Annotated in this window: 13 protein-coding genes; 3 read left to right on the forward strand and 10 right to left on the reverse strand. The window is 72.7% G+C overall.

The features are described from left to right. Positions 1-70: 70 nt before the first annotated feature. From GNZ18_RS28260 to GNZ18_RS28270, 3 genes are all read right to left on the reverse strand, one after another. Positions 71-1,141, reverse strand: coding sequence for a BMP family lipoprotein (locus GNZ18_RS28260; RefSeq protein ID WP_246250573.1), 1,071 nt, complete (start codon positions 1,139-1,141; stop codon positions 71-73). 198 nt (positions 1,142-1,339) lie between these two features. Beyond that, complete coding sequence (locus GNZ18_RS28265) at positions 1,340-2,701, reverse strand: M20 family metallopeptidase (protein ID WP_246250576.1); 1,362 nt, start codon at positions 2,699-2,701, stop codon at positions 1,340-1,342. Between the two features lie 385 nt (positions 2,702-3,086). Then, complete coding sequence (locus GNZ18_RS28270; RefSeq protein WP_214618316.1) at positions 3,087-4,253, reverse strand: glutamate--cysteine ligase; 1,167 nt, start codon at positions 4,251-4,253, stop codon at positions 3,087-3,089. 495 nt (positions 4,254-4,748) lie between these two features. On the opposite strand from GNZ18_RS28270, the gene GNZ18_RS28275 reads away from it, so the two are divergent. Next, a complete protein-coding gene (locus tag GNZ18_RS28275; protein WP_308166090.1) occupies positions 4,749-5,948 on the forward strand; it encodes a D-alanyl-D-alanine carboxypeptidase family protein in 1,200 nt (399 codons plus the stop codon). 35 nt (positions 5,949-5,983) lie between these two features. On the opposite strand, the gene GNZ18_RS28280 is transcribed toward GNZ18_RS28275, so the two are convergent. From GNZ18_RS28280 to trpS, 3 genes are all read right to left on the reverse strand, one after another. Further along, positions 5,984-6,994, reverse strand: coding sequence for a YihY/virulence factor BrkB family protein (locus GNZ18_RS28280; RefSeq protein WP_156219597.1), 1,011 nt, complete (start codon positions 6,992-6,994; stop codon positions 5,984-5,986). Between the two features lie 123 nt (positions 6,995-7,117). Next, positions 7,118-7,702 carry a 2'-5' RNA ligase family protein gene (locus GNZ18_RS28285; protein WP_308166089.1) on the reverse strand — a complete coding sequence of 195 codons (585 nt, stop codon included), beginning with the start codon at positions 7,700-7,702 and terminating at the stop codon, positions 7,118-7,120. Next, positions 7,692-8,771 (reverse strand): tryptophan--tRNA ligase, encoded by a 1,080-nt coding sequence (gene trpS, locus GNZ18_RS28290; RefSeq protein WP_156219854.1) that lies wholly within the window; start codon positions 8,769-8,771, stop codon positions 7,692-7,694. Before trpS ends, GNZ18_RS28285 begins: the two co-directional genes overlap by 11 nt. Before the next feature lie 346 nt (positions 8,772-9,117). Between trpS and galE the strand changes: the two genes are divergently transcribed. Further along, the gene (gene galE / locus GNZ18_RS28295; RefSeq protein WP_214618314.1) at positions 9,118-10,071 is read left to right on the forward strand and encodes a UDP-glucose 4-epimerase GalE; all 954 of its coding nucleotides are present in this window, start codon (positions 9,118-9,120) and stop codon (positions 10,069-10,071) included. Next, positions 10,068-11,207 carry a galactokinase gene (galK, locus tag GNZ18_RS28300; protein ID WP_156219598.1) on the forward strand — a complete coding sequence of 380 codons (1,140 nt, stop codon included), beginning with the start codon at positions 10,068-10,070 and terminating at the stop codon, positions 11,205-11,207. Before galE ends, galK begins: the two co-directional genes overlap by 4 nt. 63 nt (positions 11,208-11,270) lie before the next feature. Here galK and GNZ18_RS28305 read toward each other — a convergent pair whose 3' ends face one another. The 4 genes from GNZ18_RS28305 to GNZ18_RS28320 all read right to left on the reverse strand — a co-directional run bounded on the left by GNZ18_RS28305 (position 11,271) and on the right by GNZ18_RS28320 (position 18,581). Further along, a complete protein-coding gene (locus tag GNZ18_RS28305; protein WP_156219599.1) occupies positions 11,271-13,970 on the reverse strand; it encodes a hypothetical protein in 2,700 nt (899 codons plus the stop codon). Further along, positions 13,967-15,736: an HSP90 family protein gene (locus GNZ18_RS28310; RefSeq protein WP_312874797.1), complete on the reverse strand. Its 1,770-nt coding sequence runs from the start codon at positions 15,734-15,736 to the stop codon at positions 13,967-13,969. The genes GNZ18_RS28305 and GNZ18_RS28310 overlap by 4 nt, the downstream gene beginning before the upstream one ends. Positions 15,737-16,107: 371 nt before the next feature. After that, on the reverse strand, positions 16,108-17,097 hold the full coding sequence (locus GNZ18_RS28315; protein ID WP_156219600.1) for a malate dehydrogenase: 990 nt from the start codon (positions 17,095-17,097) through the stop codon (positions 16,108-16,110). Between the two features lie 266 nt (positions 17,098-17,363). Beyond that, positions 17,364-18,581: an NADP-dependent isocitrate dehydrogenase gene (locus tag GNZ18_RS28320; RefSeq protein ID WP_156219601.1), complete on the reverse strand. Its 1,218-nt coding sequence runs from the start codon at positions 18,579-18,581 to the stop codon at positions 17,364-17,366. Positions 18,582-18,700: the final 119 nt, after the last annotated feature.

Consider the following 18,700-nt stretch of genomic DNA (forward strand, 5'->3'; position numbering starts at 1 on the left):
ATCGGACGTCGCCGGACCACCGGGCCCGCGCGCCCTCCCGAGGGGGCGGCGCGCGGGCCCGGCCGGATCGCTACGGCTTGGTCGGGACGGTGATCTTGCGTGCGACGATGTCGGCCTTCAGCCCGTCCAGCTTGGCCTTGATGTCGTCGACCTTGCCGCCGGACGTCGCGTAGCCCACGCCGTCATTGCTGAGGTCGTAGGTCTTCGTCCCGGGCTGGAAGGTGTTCTTGGCGACGCTCTCCACGAAGTCGAACACGGCGAGGTCCACGTGCTTGACCATGGAGGTGAGGATGAACTCCTTCGCCCCGGCCACGGCGGGCTGGTTGTACTGGTCGGAGTCGACCCCGATCGCCCACTTCTTCTCCTGGCCGACGGTGTTGATCACGCCGATGCCCGCGCCGCCCGCCGCGTGGTAGATCACGTCGGCGCCCGCGTCGAGCTGGCCCTTGGCGGCCTCGTTGCCGAGCGCCGGGTTCTTGAACCCGTCGAAGTTCGGCGGCTGCGTCAGGTACTTGGCGGGCAGCACCTTGATGCTCGGCTTGGCCTTCTTGGCGCCCGCGGTGTACCCGGCCTCGAACTTGTTGATCAGCGGCACGTTGACGCCGCCGATGAACCCGATCGTGCCGGTCTTGGACTTCAGCGCGGCGGCGGCGCCGACCAGGAACGACCCCTGCTCCTCGGAGAAGCAGGCGCCCTTGACGTTCGGGCCGGACACCTTGCACTGGTCGGCGTCCACGACGAGGAACTTGGTCTTCGGGAAGTCCTTGGCGACCTTGACCAGGGACTCGGTGTAGGCGAAGCCGACGCCGATGATCGGGTTGTAGCCCTTGTTGGCGAGCAGCCGCAGGCGCGACTCCTTGTCGGCGGGGGGCTCGTCGGGCTTGGCGGAGATCTCCTCGGTGGAGACGTTCAGGTCCTTCTTGGCCCTGTCCAGGCCGGCCGCCGCCGAGTCGTTGAACGACTGGTCGCCGCGGCCGCCGATGTCGAAGGCGAGCCCGATCTTGAGGGCCTTCTTGCCGTCGCCGTCACCGCTGTCGCCGGCCTTCTTGCCGCCGCACCCGGCGGCGCCGAGAGACAGCGCCGCGGCCGTCACGGTGGCGAGCGAGATCTTCAAACCACGGCGCTTCAAACCACGGCGCAAGGTAGCGCTCCTTCCGTTCCCCACCCACGGTCGGCCGGTCCGGCGACCGAAATCGATCGGACGTTACCTGGCGGTTGGCTGATTGCTCCCGGCGTGCGCCGTTTCGCAACAGGTCCGTTACCAATGCGTAGGCATATCGCCACAGGTCAGAGGCCCCCGGGACGGGCCGTCCCGGGGGTGAGTGCGGACGCGGGACGGCTAGGCCAGGGCCGCGCCCTCGATCGGCTCGGCGTCACCGGGGCGTCCGGCCTCCCACAACGCGGTCAGCGCGGTCGCGGCGAGCACCCGGACGCCGACGGCCAGGCACCGCTCGTCGATGTCGAAGTCGCCCCGGTGCAGGTCGTACTCGCCGGGCGAGCCGGGCGTGCGGACGCCGAGCCGCGCCAGCGCCCCGGGGATCGACTCCAGGTACCAGCCGAAATCCTCGCCGCCGAGGCTCTGCGGCGTGGGCACGACGCCCTCCTCGTCGATCACCTGCGCGGCGGCGTCGCGGAACATCTGCACGCTGGTCGCCTCGTTCACCGTCGGCGGGACGCCCCGGACGTACTCCAGCGACGCCTCCACGTCGTAGGCGGCGGCGACCGACTGGAGCAGCGCCTTCATCATCTCCGGCGCGCGGTGCCAGGCGTCGTCGTCCAGGCAGCGGACGGTGCCCTCGGCGATCCCGTCGTCGGGGATCGCGTTCGCGACCGACCCCGCCGAGATCCGCCCCCACACCAGCGACAGGCTGGAGCGCGGGTCGACCCGCCGCGACAGCGCCGAGGGCAGTTCGGTGACGATCTTGGCGAGCGCGTACACGAGGTCGGCGGTCAGGTGCGGCCGGGCGGTGTGCCCGCCGGGCCCGGTGACCTTCACATACACCTTGTCGCACGCGGCGGTGATCGGCCCGGTGCGCAGGCCGAGCTGGCCGACCTCGATGCGCGGGTCGCAGTGCAGCGCGAACGCGCGGTCCACGCCCGCGATACCGCCGGCCGCCATCACGTCCAGCGCCCCGCCCGGCGTCTCCTCGGCGGGCTGGAACAGCAGCCGGACGCGGCCGGGCAGCAGCCCCGCCTCCGCCTGCTGGGCCAGGAACAGGCCCGCGCCCAGCACCATCGTGGTGTGCGCGTCGTGCCCGCAGGCGTGGGCGACGCCGGGGACCGTCGACCGGTAGGGGACGTGCTCCTTCTCGTCCTGGAGGGGGAGGGCGTCGATGTCGGCGCGCAGCGCGACCGTGGTGCCGTCGGCGGGGCCGATGTCGCAGAACAGGCCGGTGCCGCGCGGGAGGATCCGCGGTTCGAGGCCGGCGGCGCGCAGCCGCTCGGCGATCAGCCGGGTCGTGCGGTGCTCGGCGTACCCCAGCTCGGGGTGGGCGTGCAGGTCGCGGCGGAAGGCGACGAGCTCGTCCTCGTGGCGGGTGAGGAAGGCGTCGAGCTGCGGTTGCAGCGCCGCGCCGCCGAGGACGGACGCGGCGCCGCCGGCCCCGGACGGTGCCGCCGCGGCGCCGGACACGGCCGGTACCCCGGCGTCGTCCTGCGAGCCCTCGGGGCCCGGGGCGGTGGGAGGTTCAAGACCGGGCATCACCCCGTGTCCCGGATGTGTCATGTGCGCCCCCTGCGCGAGGGCGGGGCCGTAGGGCGCCCGCCCGGTGGTCTGGTCGGTGGTGCTGTTCTCGCCTTCGTTTTCGTACTGGTATTCACCGGTCCCCCCGGTCTTGTTCGCGCGCGGGGCCGGCTTGTTCGTGCGCGGGGCGGGCCCGTCCGCCCGTGCGGGACCGGCCCCCTTGCCGGATCCCGTGCCTGGTCCCGTGCCGGACCGGGTGTCCGATCCGGCGTCCGAACCGTTGTCGGCCCCCGCCTCGGCCCCGGACCCCGCGTCAGGCCCCGCCCCGGCCCGCTCCCCCGGCCGGGGGCCGGGCCGCCGGGGCCGGGGGCCCGCTGGTTTCTCGCCTGCGCCGGCCGGTTCCTCAGGTCCCGGCATGTGCGACCTCCCCCAGTGTGACGAACCTGTCCTCCGCGAGCTCGGTGATCGCCGCGTCGACGATGTGCTCCAACGTGCCGCCCTCGGCGCGGATCGCGCGCTGCCGTTCGTACGGCGCCCCGTGTTCGAGCACCTCCCCGGCCACCTTGAGCTCCTCCGCGCAGCCGAGCCGGTCGGCCACCGGCTCCAGTTCGCGGATCAGCTCGTAGATGTCGTCGCGGAGTGGTGCGGTACTACCAGTGTCATCGGTGATGACGATGGCGTCGAGTCCGTATCTGGTCGCCCTCCACTTGTTGTCGCGTACCACCCACGCGGCGGGCCTGGGCAGCGTGTAGCCGCGGTCGAGCTGCTGGTCGAACAGCGTGACGAGGCTCTGGCACAGCGCGGCGGCCATGCCCACCTCGCGCATCGTCGGGATCCCGTCGAACATGCGGATCTCGACAGTGCCGAAGTCCGGGTGCGGACGGATGTCCCACCAGACCTCCTTGATGCTGCGGATCGTTCCGGCGCGGAGCAGCGTGTCCATGTAATCCTCGAACGCGGCCCAGTCGTCCAGCAAGTGGGGTGGTCCGGCCGTTGGAAGCTGGCCGAAGACGACGGCCCGGCAGGAGGCCAGCCCGGTGTCGCTGCCGCTCCAGAACGGGCTGGAGGCGGTCAGCGCCAGGAAGTGCGGCAGGTAGGCCGACAGCGCGTTCACGATCGGGATCGCCTTGGCGCCGTCGGAGACGCCCACGTGGACGTGGACGCCGAACGTCTGGATGCGGCGGGCCAGCCACTGCATCTCCTCGATGAGCTGGGCGTAGCGGCCCATCGGCGCCATCACCGCGTCCCGCCAGTCGCTGATCGGGTGGGTGCCCGTGCAGGCGAGCGTCAGGTCGCGCTCGGCGGCGGCGCCGCGCAGGGCCGACAGTGTGCCCGCGAGGTCGTTCTTGGCCTCCCCCACGGTGTGGCAGATGTCGGTGACGATCTCGACCGTCGACTCCATCAGCTCGTGCCGGATCTTCGGGAGCCCCGTGATCTCGCCGAGGACGGGCAGGGCGGCGAGCACCTCGCGGGCGTCCTGTCGCAGGTGCCTGGTCTCCGCATCGACCAGCTGGAGCTCCCACTCGACTCCGAGCGTCGCCCCGTTCGATGCGTTGAAGTCAATGGCCACGGCCAACCTCCGTCCACAATCCTTGCAGGTCGTTGCGTGGCACGTGGCGCAATTCAGCCAGCGGGTCCCTAAGCCTGGACAAACGCCGGTCCAGGTCACGTGTTCGTTCCATGATGGCGCCCGCGCCCGTCGCCTCGCCGGTTCTCCATGCCCTTTGTGGACCAATTGACTCGTACGGGCGGGCGACGAACAAGGCCGAGCCACACTTTTCGGTCATCGAACACGTCCGCGACACCACTAGATCGAACTAGTCAGCCCGTCCCAAAATACCGCCCATGACAGACTGTAACGGATGACGGGTGTCCCCTACGCTCGGTTAGTCCCGAATCATCCCGAGGATGGTGTCTCCCGGTCCGGGTACCTCTCCTCCGGATACGTCGCCTAGTCTTCGGGGGAGTCATGGGCGTTGGGGGCAGCCGCGGAGCTGCGGAAGCTAGGAGCGGCGGGAGCTTGCTACCAGACCTACAGGCATCGCGGACCCGTACGCGCCGCGCCGTGGCGGTGATCACCGTGCCGTTCCTGGCGGTCGCCCTCACCGCGCCACCCGCGCTGGCCGCGCCGCCGGCCGACCCGGTCGGCGGGCCGCAGCTCGCGGGGCGCGGGGTCGTCGTCAACCAGATGGCGGGCGTCCCGGCGCTGCCGAAGATCAAGGCGTCCTCGTACCTGGTCGCCGACGGCGACACCGGCGAGGTGCTGGCGGCCAAGGACCCGCACGGCCGCTACCTGCCGGCGAGCACGCTGAAGACGCTGACCGCGCTGACCCTGGTCCCGCGCCTGGATCCCGACCGGCTCGTCCACCCCTCGCAGAAGGCGTGCGACGTGGAGGGCACGAAGGTCGGGCTGACGCCGAAGATGGCGTACAAGGTGTCCGACCTCTTCCACGCGCTGATGATGATGTCCGCCAACGACGCGGCGGTGACGCTCGCCGAGGCGGACGGCGGGCTGAAGAAGACCATCGCCGACATGAACGCCGAGGCCAGGCGGATCAACGCCCGCGACACGCTCGCCGGGTCGCCGAACGGCCTCGACAAGGACCTCGGGCTGGACGTGCGGACCCAGCACACCTCGGCCTACGACCTGGCGCTGATCCTGCGCGAGGGGCTGAAGAGCGCCGACTACCGCCGCTACGTGCAGGCGATCGACTTCCAGTTCCCGGCGCCGCCCACCAAGAAGGAGCGCAAGAAGGGCAAGAAGGTCGGCGGGTACCCGATCCACACGCACAACAAGCTGCTGCCGGGCGAGCGGTACGGCTACGACGGCCTGCTCGGCGGCAAGAACGGCTACACGGTCGCGGCCGGGCAGACCTACGTGGCCGCCGCCCGGCGCGGCGGGCACACGATCGTCATCTCGCTGATGCGGGCCGACCAGCCGCCCTCGCCGTACGCGGTCAAGCTGCTGGACTGGGGGTTCGCGGCGCGCGGCAAGACCAAGCCGGTGGGCGCGCTGGTGCCGCCCGGCGACGCGCCCGAGCCCGGCAAGGACGGCTCGGGCGGCCTGCTGCCCGACGCCCCGCTGGCCTCCGACAACTCGACCCGGATGTGGCTGCTCGTGGGCGGCGGCGCGGTCGGCGCCGTCCTCGCGATCGGGGTGCTGGCGGCGGTGCTGCGGCGGCGCCGCCGGTACCGCTACGGGCCGCTGCCCGCCGCGCGGGCGGCCGCGCCGGGCGAGCCGTCCTACGAGGACCCCAACCCGTAGCCCGCGGGGTCAGCGAACCGACGGGGGCACCGGGGTCAGCGGGCGGTCGCCGGGCGGTTCGGGATCGGGTCGATCCTGTCCCGGGGCTCGGCGCCGGGGTCGGTGCGCTCCGGGTTGCCCTCGTCGGCGCTCATGACGACGCGCCGCGTGGCCGTCCAGGCGGCGACGAAGAGCACGAACCGGGACACGATGTTCATCCACACCATCAGCCCGACCAGGACGGCGAACGAGGCGTAGACGGGGTTCTGCGTGGTGCGGCCGATCAGCAGCGTCGCGACCTGCTTGAGCAGCTCGAAGCCGACCGCGCCGAACAGCGCCCCGCGCGCGATCCGCCGCCAGGGCGCGCGGGTGCCCGAGAGCCGGGTGAACAGCACCAGGAAGATCACGGTGTCGAAGGCCATGGCGACGGCCAGCGACAGCAGCCGCAGGGCCGTCCCGGCGCCGGTGACGTCCTCCAGCCCCATCCACGACAGGACGGTGTGCGTCGCCGAGGTGGTGATGGTCGAGACCGCGATGCCGCAGATCAGGATCACGCCGAGGAACAGCAGGACGGCGAGGTCCCACAGCCGCTTGCTGGCGAAGTTGCCGCCGCCGGTCGGCTTGTTGTCCCAGATGTCGCGCAGGGACTCGCGCAGCACGTCGACCCAGCCGAGCCCGGTGAACAGCAGCGCGGCCACGCCGACGATGCCGACGGCCGTCTTGGACTGGGCGATCTGCTCCACCTGGAGCTCGTCGGACAGGCCGGGCAGCAGCGAGTTGACGGCCTTCACGAAGTAGTCCCGCGCCTGCGTGCTGACGCCGACGAGGTAGCCGAGCAGCGCGTAGGCGAGCGCGAGCAGCGGGAAGAAGGACAGGAACGCGTGGTAGGTGAGGGCCGCCGCGAGCCGCTCGCCGCGCCGGTCGGTGTAGCGCTCGAACGCCCGGCCCAGGTGGTCGAACCACTTCCAGCGCGCGCGCCAGCCCCGCAGCAGCTCACGTCCCGCGCCCAGGCGGGCCTGGAACCGGGCCTCGCTCCCCCGCCTGACCTTCGTGATCACCTGCCGCATGGACGGAACGTACCCACATCCGGCGCTCCGATGCAGCGCACGGTAATCACGGGTTGAACATTCCGTTGCCCGAAAGGGGTTGCGCGTCCTCGGGGCACGGCGCCCGGGTCCGCGCCTCCAGCGTCAGGGGGCCGCGCTTCCGGAACCGAACACGTAGTCGTGCTGGGGGCGCCACACGCCGTCGCCGCCGTGCACGTACAGGGAGAACCCCCAGACGTCGAAGTCGGCGGCGTATCCGGCGAGGTCCTTGAACGCGCGGTCCATGACCTCGTCGGGCAGGTGGTGGGCGATCGTCACGTGCGGGTGGTACGGGTAGTCGAGCGGACGGTCGAGCGGCCCCGACAGAACACGCGCCTGGAGCCGCTCGCAACCACCGATTCCCTCGGCCAGAGCTACGAACACGACCGGTGAGACTGGACGGAACGTTCCGCTGCCACGCAACCGGATGCGGAACGGGCGCTCGGTGCGCGCGATCGCCCGCAGGTGCGCCTCGACGGCCCCGAGCGCCGCCGCGTCCACCTCGGTGGGCGGCAGCAGCGTGATGTGGGTCGGGATCGCGCCCGCGAGCGGATCGCCGAACGAGGCGCGCTTGCGTTGCAGCAGCGCGCCGTGGGGGTCCGGGATCGGGATCGCCACCCCGATCATCCGGACGCCGGGCGGGCGCGTGCCCGTCCCGCGGCCTCCCGCGTCCGCCCGCTCAGCGACCACGTCCCACGAATCCCACCCGGTCGCGGACGATCTCCATCGTCCGCTCGGCGACGGCCGAGGCGCGGCCCGCGCCGTGCGCCAGGAGCCGTTCGAGCCGCTCCTCGTCGTCCAGGAGCCGGAGCGTGCGCTCCCTGATCGGCGTGAAGGTGTCGAGGACGACCTGCGCGAGGTCCTTCTTGAACTGGCCGTAGCCCGAGCCCGCGTACCGGGCCTCCAGATCGGCGACGGACGTGCCCTCCAGCGCGGAGTAGATCCGCAGCAGGTTGGTGACGCCCGCCTTCTTCTCCTCGTCGTAGACGACCTCGGAGCCGGTGTCGGTGACCGCCCGCATGATCTTCTTGCGCATCGGGCCCGGGTCCTCCAGGACGTCCACGATGCCCTGCGGCGAGGACGCCGACTTGCTCATCTTCGCGGTCGGCTCCTGAAGATCGGTGATCTTCGCGGCGTCCTTGGGGATGAACGCCTCGGGGGCGACGAACGTCTCGCCGAAGCGGTGGTTGAAGCGCCCGGCGAGGGTGCGGGTCAGCTCCAGGTGCTGCCGCTGGTCCTCGCCGACCGGGACCCGCAGGTCGGGGGCGTCCGGGCCCGGCTCGGGGCTGTAGAGCAGGATGTCGGCGGCCTGGAGGACCGGGTAGGTGAACAGGCCGACGCTGGTGCCCGCCGAGCCCTGCTTGGACGACTTGTCCTTGAACTGGGTCATCCGCCCGGCCTCGCCGAACCCGGTGAGGCAGCCGAGCACCCACGCCAGCTCGGCGTGCTCGGGGACGTGGCTCTGCACGAACACGGTGGCGCGGTCGGGGTCGACGCCCATCGCCAGGAGCTGGGCGGCGGCGACCTTGGTCCGGCGGCGCAGCACGGCCGGGTCGTGCTCGATCGTGATCGCGTGGAGGTCGACCACGCAGTAGAACGCGTCGTGGGTGTCCTGCATCGCGACCCACTGCCGCAGCGCGCCCAGGTAGTTGCCGAGGTGGAAGGAGTCGGCGGTGGGCTGGATCCCCGAGAAGACGCGGGGGAGCGCGGGACCGCCCTCGGAGGAGGAGCCGCCTGCGGGGTTGGAAGCTACGGACATGTCCACGGACCGATTCTCTCAGGTGCCGCCGGGCTCCTCGCGGGCCGGCGCCTCGTGCGGGGCGACCGCCCGCGGGATCGCGGGCGGGGGCGCGCGCCGACGGCACGGTCTCGACGGCACGGTCTGCCGCGTCGCCGCGCCTGCGCGTCCCGCACATCATATTCACCGCCTATGTCGGCTCTGGGGGGCGGACGGCCCAAGGTCCACCGGATGCCCCTTCCCCGCACCCGGTTGCGGATAGCCTGGACGACACCCCCGCCGCGGTCCGACAGCCGCAGTTCGACAGCCGTTAGTTCAGCACCGTCTGTGCAGAGCCGTCTGCTCAGCCGTCCACTGGAGGTAGCTCGTGAAGCTGCTCGTCACCGGAGGCGCCGGGTACATCGGCAGCGTCGTCTCCGCCCTGCTCCTGGAATCGGGGCACGAGGTCGTCGTGCTGGACGACCTGTCCACCGGGCACGAGGACGCCGTCCCCGAGGGCGCGCGGCTGGTGCGCGGGACGCTGCGCGACACGGCGGCGGAGGTGCTCGGCGGCGCCGGGTTCGACGCCGTGCTGCACTTCGCCGCCAAGTCGCTGGTCGGGGAGTCGGTGGAAAAGCCCGGTCTGTACTGGGACAAGAACCTCGGCGAGTCGCTGGCGCTGCTGGAGGCGATGCGCGTCGCGGGCGTCCCCCGCATCGTGTTCTCCTCGACGGCGGCGGTGTACGGGGAGCCGGAGTCGACACCGATCCTGGAGACCGACCCGACCCGTCCGACCAACCCCTACGGCGCGTCCAAGCTGGCGATCGACACCACGCTCACCGAGTACGCGCGGCTGCACGGCATCGGCGCGGTCTCGCTGCGCTACTTCAACGTCGCGGGCGCCTACGGGCGGCAGGGCGAGCGGCACGACATCGAGACCCACCTGATCCCCAACGTGCTGAAGACCGCGCAGGGCGAGCGGGACGCGGTGCGCCTGTTCGGCGAGGACTACCCCACGCCCGACGGCACCTGCGTGCGCGACTACATCCACGTCGCCGACCTCGGCCGCGCGCACCTGCTGGCCCTGGAGGCCGGCGCGCCGGGCACCCACGAGATCTTCAACCTGGGCAGCGGCAGCGGCAACTCGGTCCTTGAGGTCCTTGAGGTCTGCCGCGAGGTCACCGGCCGGGAGATCCCCGCCGAGATCGCCCCGCGCCGTCCCGGCGACCCGGCCGTGCTCGTCGCGTCCTCGGAGAAGATCAGGACACGGCTCGGCTGGAAGGTGGAGCGGGACCTGCACACCATGGTCGCCGACGCCTGGACCTTCCTCCGCTCGCGATGACCAGGTCGTTCGCCGAGATCTTCGGGCGCTCCCCGGAGGGGGTCTGGCACGCTCCCGGGCGCGTCAACCTCATCGGGGAGCACACCGACTACAACGACGGGCTCGCGCTGCCGTTCGCGCTCTCGCGGGGCGTGTCGGTGGCCGCCGCGCGGCGCGGCGACGGCGTGGTCGAGGTCGTGTCCCGGCAGGCCGGGGAGAGCGTCGTACGAGCGTCCGTGGACGGTGGGCCGGTCGTCGCGGAGGGCTGGCCCCCGGACCGGGCCTGGGCCGCCTACCCGGTCGGCGTGGCGCGCGTCCTGCGCGACCACGGGACGGGCGGCGCGTCCCTGCTGATCGACTCCGACCTGCCGCAGGGCGCCGGGCTCTCCTCCTCGGCCGCGCTGGAGTGCGCCACCGCCCTCGCCCTCCGCGACCTGCACGAGGCCCGGATCGAGCCCGCCGAGCTGGCCCGGCTCGCGCAGCGGGCCGAGAACGACCAGGTCGGCGTGCCCTGCGGGGTGATGGACCAGTCCGCCTCGCTGCTGTGCGAGGCCGGGCACGCGCTGCTGCTGGACTGCCGCAGCGGCCTGTCGTCGAAGGTGCCGTTCGCGCCGGCCGAGGCCGGGCTGACGCTGCTGGTCGTCAACACCCGCGCGAGCCGGAACCTCGCCGGGGGCGACTACGGGCGCCGCCGCGCCGAGTGCGAGAAGGCGGCGGCGCGGCTCGGCGTCCCCGCCCTGCGGGACGTGACCGACCTCGCGGGCGCGCTCGGCTCGCTGCGCGACCCGGTGCTGCGGCGCCGCGTCCAGCACGTGGTGACCGAGAACCACCGCGTCGAGGCCGCGGTCGGGCTGCTGCGCGCCGGGGCCGTCACCGAGCTCGGCGCGATGCTGAACGCCTCGCACATGTCGCTGCGGGACCAGTTCCAGATCTCCTGGCCCGAGGCCGACGCGGCCGTGGACGCGGCGCTGCGCGCGGGCGCGCGCGGCGGCCGCATGGTCGGCGGCGGGTTCGGCGGCTCGGTGATCGTCCTGACCGCGGCCGACCGGGCCGCCCGCGTCCGCGACGGGATCACCGCCACCTACGAGAGGCGCGGCTGGCAGCCGCCCGCTTTCCTAGAGGCGGTGCCGTCGGCCGGGGCGCGGCGGACGGCCTGACCGCGGCTCACTCCAGGCGGCCCACTCCAGGCGGCTCACCAGGGCGACCTGCCCCGGCGCGGCTCACTCCAGGGCGGACCTGAGGTCGTCGCGCAGGCGGGTCGCGGTCTGCGCCGCGTCCGTCTCGCCGAGCGTCGTGAACCCGTCGGCGGCGGCGGAGGCGTGCGACTCCGCGTCCGCGAGCCGGTCGATCTGGGCGAGGATGCGGGCCTGGTCGTAGGCGACGAGCGCCGTCTCCCAGATCCGGGCGGGCTCGTTGTCGGCGGGCAGGCCGGGCAGCGCCTCGCGGGCCGTCTCGATCGCGGCGGCGGCCTCGTCCGACCGCCCGCTCCACAGCAGGCACATCGCGGCGCGGCGGCGGTTGCGGACGACGCCGTAGGGATCCCCGGCCTCCCCGAACGACGCGGCCGACCGCGCGAACCGCTCGGCGGCGAGCGCGTCCCGGTCGAGCCCGGTGAGGATCTCGGCGGACTGCTCCAGGAAGTGCGCCGTCGCGCCGTGGTCCTCCTCCTTCGCCGCGTCCTCGGCCAGGGACAGGAAGGTCGCCGCGCCCTCCGCCTCCTGCATCTCCTTCTGCGCGTGCGCGAGGATCAGGCGGCAGCGCCGCTCGTCGCCGGGCTCGCCGAGCGCGGGCAGCGCCTCCTCCGCGACCTCCGCCGCCTCCAGGTGGCGGCCGGCCGAGAGGTACCCGGCGGCGAGGTCCACCCGCAGCCGGAACGCCTGCTCGTGCGCGCCCATCGACGTCCAGCCCGCGACGGCCTCGGCGAGGTCGGCGACGGCGTCGGCGGGACGGCCCGCCTCCAGCAGCGCCAGGCCCCGCTCGGTGTGCAGGGGCGTGGCCAGCGCGGTGCCGGCGGGCAGCCGTTCGAGCGCCTCGTCGAGCAGCGCGAACTCCTCCTCACCGGCGGGCGCCGGCCCCTGCCCCTCGGACGCCAGCACGCGCGCCAGGTGGGCCCGCGACCGCACGTACGCCAGCGTCAGCCGGGACAGCATCTCGGAGTCGCGCAGCTCGCGGGCGGTCTCGATGCCGCCGCGCAGGGTGGGGAGCGCCGCGTCGAGGTCCCCGGCCAGCGCGTGCGCGCCGCCGCGCAGCAGGGCGGTCTCGGCCCGCGCCTCCGTCGCCGTGGCGCCCTCGGCCGTGATCTCGACGCGGTCGAGGGCGGCGATGGCGTCGGCGGGGCGGCCGAGGTCCAGGCAGCCGCCCGCGAGCCTGATCAGCGTCGCGGCGGATTCGAGGCCGCCGCTCTCGTCCTCGGTCCGGGCGGCGAGGCGGTCGGCCGCGGCGACCAGGTCGTCCAGCCCGGCCTCGTCGCCCTCGCGGATCCGGGCCGAGCCGAGGCGGCTGAGCGCCAGGGCGCGGCGGACGTCCTCGCCCGCCTCGCCGAACAGCTCGATCGCCTCCCGCCAGCGGTCCATCGCCGCCTGGACGTCGCCGCCGGCCTCCAGTTCCATGGCCCGCCCGTTCAGGCGGCGGGCGCGCTGCGCGGCCGTGGGCTCCGCCGCGACGGCGTCGAACCGCTCCCAGGCCGCGACCGCGCGGGCCAGGTCGCCCGCGCGGCGGGCGCGCTCGGCCTCGTCCAGCAGCGCGTCGGGGCCGTCGAGGGAGGCGAGGTCGTCGTGCGGGACGTCCGGCTCCGCCGCCTCGGCGGGCCCGCGCCGGTGGTGCTCGCCCAGCGGCAGGAACTCGACGTGCGGCTCCGCCTCCAGCACCTCCCGCACCAGGTCGCCCTGGCTGGAGGTGCCGTTGCGGGCGTCGAACCGCACCGCGAGGTCGCCCGCACGCCCGGCCAGCTCCGTGTGCAGGTCGGCGAGCGGGACGTCCGCCGCCGGCCGGTCGCCCGACGCCACCCGCCGGATCATCATCTCGGTGTGCCCCGCGTCCAGGATCCGGCGCAGCGCCAGCGCGGCCGCCGCCGCGAACCGCATCTCCGCGTACGGGCTCGGCGCGCGGTCGAGCCAGCCCAGGTGCCGCGCGACGATCTCCAGGGCGCGGGCCTCGTTCCCGGTCGTCGCGCAGAACGCCACGTGCTCGGCGATGTCGCTCAGGTCCGCGAGCTGCGAGCGGTGCACCCGGTAGGCGCGGCGGTGCGCGTCCCGGGCCTCCTCGACCCGGCCGGTCCGCAGGTAGACCGGCAGCATCGCGGTCTGGATGCCCTGCGGCTGCTCGTTGCAGGTCAGCTCCGCGTCCAGCACCGGCGCGGCGACCGCGAACGCCTCCTCGTGCCGCCCGTACCGGACGAGGTGGTTCACCATCCCGGACGGGTCGCAGCCCGCGCAGTCCGACAGGTCGTCGCGCTCCGCGCCCCGCCACCGCTCGTACCAGTCCTCGGCGGAGGCGTCGCCGACATGCCGGGCCACCAGGTTCCGGTAGTGGTACACCGCCTGGAGGCTGTACCCGGCCGCCTTGTAGCGGCGCTCCATGTCGTCCAGCACCGCGTACGTCCGGTCCAGGGGGACCTCGGGGAACTCGGTGAGCGAGTTCACGATCCCCTTCATCTGCCACAGCAGCCCCCGCAGCTCGCTGAAGCGGGACGGGTCGCGGTCGTGGTCGGCCAGCGTCCGGCTGAACGTCGCGAACGCCTTCGCGGGCTCGCCGCCGTAGCGGTAGGCGTTGGTCAGCCGGATCCGCACCTGGAACGCGAGCACGTCGTCGTCCACGGCCTCGGCGCGGCGCAGCGCGTCCTCGACCAGGACGGTGCGCGCCTCCCCGTAGGGCAGCTCTTCGGACCGCGTCATCAACGCGTAGACGTCGTCGATGCTCATTCGGGCGCCTCCGGGGCGTGGACGGCCCACTCCAGCAGGCCGATGAAGGATCGGTTCAGCACCGCCGTGTCGGCGGGCCGCAGCGGATGGTGGCCGAGCAGCAGCGCCTGCCCGTACAGCCCCTGCACGGCCAGCTCGATCAGGCCGTCCTCGGCGAGCGCGGTCACGCGCCTGGTCAGCGGGTTGCGGTGGTTGAGGACGAGCCGCGGCCGCTCCGGCGCGGACGTCGCGCCGACCGCGCCGAGCACGTCCGCCCACAGCTCGCCCGCCTCGTCGCGCGCCCGCGACAGCTCCTCCTGGAACTGCGCGTCGCGGCTGGTCAGATACAGCGCGGGCAGCGAGGCCGGGTCGAAGTCGCGCAGCACGACCTCGCAGCCGAGCCGGTCCACCGCCCGCTGCGCCGCCGCCAGGAACGGCCGCAGCGCCAGCTCCGCCGCCGGGTCGAGCACCCCGAACGTGGTGGTCAGCTCGGCGGTGTCCAACCGGGTGAGCCGGATGTCGGGGTCGATGTCCGGCAGCCGCTCGATGATCTCGGTGTCATGGACGTAGCCGCCGTTGACCAGCCCGACGCCCTGCGCGGCCGCCACCGCCGACAGCCGCCGGAACTCGTCCACGCCGGGGGTGAAGCGGCCCTCGGGGTGGCGCCGCCGGAACTCCGCGAGCGTCATCGGCCCGGCGGAGGTCTCGTAGTCGAGCCAGCGGTCCACGATCCGCAGCATGTCGTCGTCGTGCAGCGCCATCGCCTTCACACCGAGCTGGTGCAGGCGCAGGAAACCGCGCAGCCGGGGCGGATCGGTCTCGGAGAGCCGCACCAGCCACTGGCGCAGCGCGTCGCCGAGGCTCGCCCGCACCGAGTCGAGCAGCTCGTCCTCGTAGAGGGCCTCGCGGCTCGCGGTCGGGCGCAGCTCCCCCGCGTCCACGACGCAGCGCGCGAAGAACGCCCACTCGGGCAGCAGCCCCTCCACGCCCTCGGCCAGCAGCATCCGCTTCAGGTAGACGCGGTGCGCGGCGCGCGCGGTCGGCGCGACCGGATGCGGCAGGACGAACGCGACGCCGGTGAGCCCCGCCTCCGGGACGTCGAGGTCGACCACGTCGAACGGCGTGAACCCGTACAGCTCCTCGCAGTACTGCTCCAGCGCGCGGCGCCGTGCCGCCGGGTCGCGGTGCGCGTCCTGCCACGCGGGGCCGTCGCCGGTGACGCGGACGCCGTCCACGACCAGCTCGACCGGCAGCAGCGACCCGTAGGAGCGCGCCAGGTCGGCCACGACCCGCGGGCTCAGCAGCTCCGCCGACCCCTGCCGGGCCCGCAGCGTCACGGTGGTGCCGATCTCCTCGCGCTCGGCGGGCTCGACCCGGTAGCTGCCGCCGGACAGGCCCGTCCAGCGGACCGCCGCGCCGCCGCGCGCCGAGCGCGTGACCACCTCGATCTCGTCCGCGACGAGGAACGCCGACAGCAGCCCGATCCCGAACTGGCCGAGGAAGTCGTGCCGCGCGAAACCCAGCTCGTCGCGCTTGGACGAGCGGCCGATCGTGGCCAGCAGCGTATGGACCTCGGCCTCGGTCAGCCCGATCCCGTCGTCGTGGACCCGCAGCGTCCCGCCGCCGGTCTCGATCACCACCCGGCCGTCGCCGTCACCCCGCGCGGTGATCGCGTCCACCGCGTTCTGGAGCAGCTCCCGCAGGTAGACCCGGGGGCTCGCGTACAGATGGCGGCTCAGCAGATCCACCACGCCGCGCAGATCGACCTGGAACGCCTGTTCTGCCACCCCGCCGCCTCCACGATCACCGATAAGAGCGGATCACACCTTAGCGGCCGGTACCGGCGACTTGACTGGGTTTCTCACATGCGTGAGCCCCGGGCCGACAGGGGGTCCCGGCGCTCGGGCGCGCTCGGTGTCCCAGGCGATGCGGTGAGTCAGAAGGGGCCCGGCCGACGGACGGCGTCGCGCCGCAAAGAGGTGGTCGCGCGACGCCGCAAGCGCCCGCCGGAGCCGACCGAGGCCCCGTCGAGCAGCCGCCCCGCCACGATCACGGTCTCGACGTTGGATCGACGGCGACCGAGAAGGTCGACGGGGCCGGACGCGATCGAGCCCCGGACCAGCCGTGCGGGTCCGGGGCTCGAAACGGGGAACCGGGGTCAGATGAGGCCGAGCTTGCGGACGGCGTCGCGCTCCTCCGACAGCTCGTTCACCGACGCGTCGATGCGCGTCCGGGAGAAGGCGTCGATCTCCAGGCCCTGGACGATCGACCACTCGCCGTCCTTGGTGGTGACGGGGAAGGAGGAGATCAGGCCCTCGGGGACGCCGTAGGAGCCGTCCGACACGACCGCCATCGACGTCCAGTCGCCCTCGGCGGTGCCGTTCACCCAGGTGTGCACGTGGTCGATCGCGGCGGACGCGGCGGAGGCCGCCGACGACGCGCCCCGCGCCTCGATGATCGCCGCGCCGCGCTTGGCGACGGTCGGGATGAAGTCGTTCTCCAGCCAGGACTGGTCGTTGACCGTCTCGGCGGCGTTCTTGCCCGCGATCTCGGCGTGGAAGACGTCCGGGTACTGGGTGGCGGAGTGGTTGCCCCAGATCGTCATGCGGCGGATCTCCGAGACCGACACCCCGGCCTTCTTCGACAGCTGCGCGAGCGCCCGGTTGTGGTCGAGGCGGGTCATCGCGGTGAACCGCTCGGCGGGGACGTCCGGCGCGTGCGACCGCGCGATCAGCGCGTTGGTGTTGGCCGGGTTGCCGACCACCAGCACCTTGATGTCGTCGGCCGCGCCCGCGTTGATCGCCTCGCCCTGCGGCTTGAAGATGCCGCCGTTGGCCTCCAGCAGGTCGCCGCGCTCCATGCCCTTCGTCCGCGGCCGGGCGCCGACCAGCAGCGCGACGTTCGCGCCCTCGAACGCCTTGACGGCGTCGTCGTGGATGTCGATGCCGGACACCAGCGGGAACGCGCAGTCGTCCAGCTCCATCGCGGTGCCCTCGGCGGCCTTCACCGCCTGGGGGATCTCCAGCAGCCGCAGCCGCACGGGTACGTCCGCGCCGAGCAGCTGCCCGGACGCGATGCGGAACAGCAGCGCGTAGCCGATCTGGCCCGCGGCGCCGGTGACGGTGACGGTGACTGGGGTGCGCGTCATTACCTTCTTCTCCTGCTGAGGGACCTGACGGGGCTCAGGCGGCCATCCTGCGAAATCCTTCCAACCCGACCGCCGGAGAGCCGCGCCGCCGCGGGTTCTCTCGCCGTCGAGACAGTTGCGAGGCCAGGCTATCGCGCGGCCCGTCCCGCCCGACGGCCAGGTGCCGGGACCGGCCCGCGCAAGCGCGAAGGCCGTCCCGGATGTCGATCCGGGACGGCCTTCGGAGACTCACCCCCGCGGCAGCGGGGAGCGCGAGCCGGCGCGGCTCAGGCGCCGACCTTCTTTTGAAGGTTGGTGTCGAGGGCCTCAAGGAACTGCTGGGTGGTCAGCCACTCGGTGTCGGGCCCGACCAGGAGGGCCAGGTCCTTGGTCATCTGACCGGCCTCGACGGTCTCGACGCAGACCTCTTCGAGGGCCTTGGCGAAGCCGACGAGCTGGGAGTTGCCGTCGAGCTTGCCCCGGTGCTCCAGACCCCGCGTCCAGGCGAAGATCGACGCGATCGGGTTGGTCGAGGTCGGCTTGCCCTGCTGGTGCTGCCGGTAGTGGCGGGTCACCGTGCCGTGCGCGGCCTCGGCCTCGACGGTCTTGCCGTCGGGCGTCATCAGCACGGAGGTCATCAGGCCGAGGGAGCCGAAGCCCTGCGCGAGCGTGTCGGACTGGACGTCGCCGTCGTAGTTCTTGGCCGCCCAGACGAAGCCGCCCTCCCACTTGAGCGCGGCGGCGACCATGTCGTCGATCAGCCGGTGCTCGTAGGTCAGGCCCTTGGCCTCGAACTCCGACTTGAACTCGGCCTCGAAGATCTCCTGGAACAGGTCCTTGAAGCGGCCGTCATAGGCCTTCAGGATCGTGTTCTTCGTCGACATGTACAGCGGCATCTCCCGGTTGAGCGCGTACCGCATGCTCGTCCGGGCGAAGTCCCTGATGGAGTCGTCGTAGTTGTACATGCCCATCGCGACGCCGCCGCCGGGGAAGTTCGCGATCTCGAACTCCATCGGCTCGGAGTCGTCCTCGGGGGTGTAGGTGATCGTCACCTTGCCCGGCCCGGGAACGACGAAGTCGGTGGCCTTGTACTGGTCGCCGTGCGCGTGGCGGCCGATGATGATCGGCTTCGTCCAGCCCGGGACCAGCCGCGGGATGTTGGACGCGACGATGGGCTCACGGAAGATCACGCCGCCGAGGATGTTGCGGATCGTCCCGTTCGGGGACCGCCACATCTTCTTCAGGCCGAACTCCTCGACGCGTGCCTCGTCCGGAGTGATCGTGGCGCACTTGACGCCCACGCCGTACTGCTTGATGGCGTTGGCGGCGTCGACGGTGACCTGGTCGTCCGTGGCGTCACGGTACTCGATCCCCAGGTCGTAGTACTTCAGGTCGACGTCCAGATAAGGCAGGATCAACTGGTCCTTGATGAATTTCCAGATGATCCGTGTCATCTCGTCGCCGTCGAGCTCGACGACGGGGGCCGCTACTTTGATCTTGGGCATGCTGTTGCTGTCCCTTTCCTACACCGGCCAGCAGTCCTTGTAAGGTTCGCCCGGCTAGGCTAGCCGAGGCTGTGACCAGGTCGAGACCTGGGCTCGACCTGCCCCTTCCCGCCCCGGCG

Origin of the sequence: Actinomadura litoris, from assembly GCF_009733595.1 — a bacterium.
GTDB classification, from domain to species: Bacteria; Actinomycetota; Actinomycetes; order Streptosporangiales; family Streptosporangiaceae; genus Spirillospora; species Spirillospora litoris.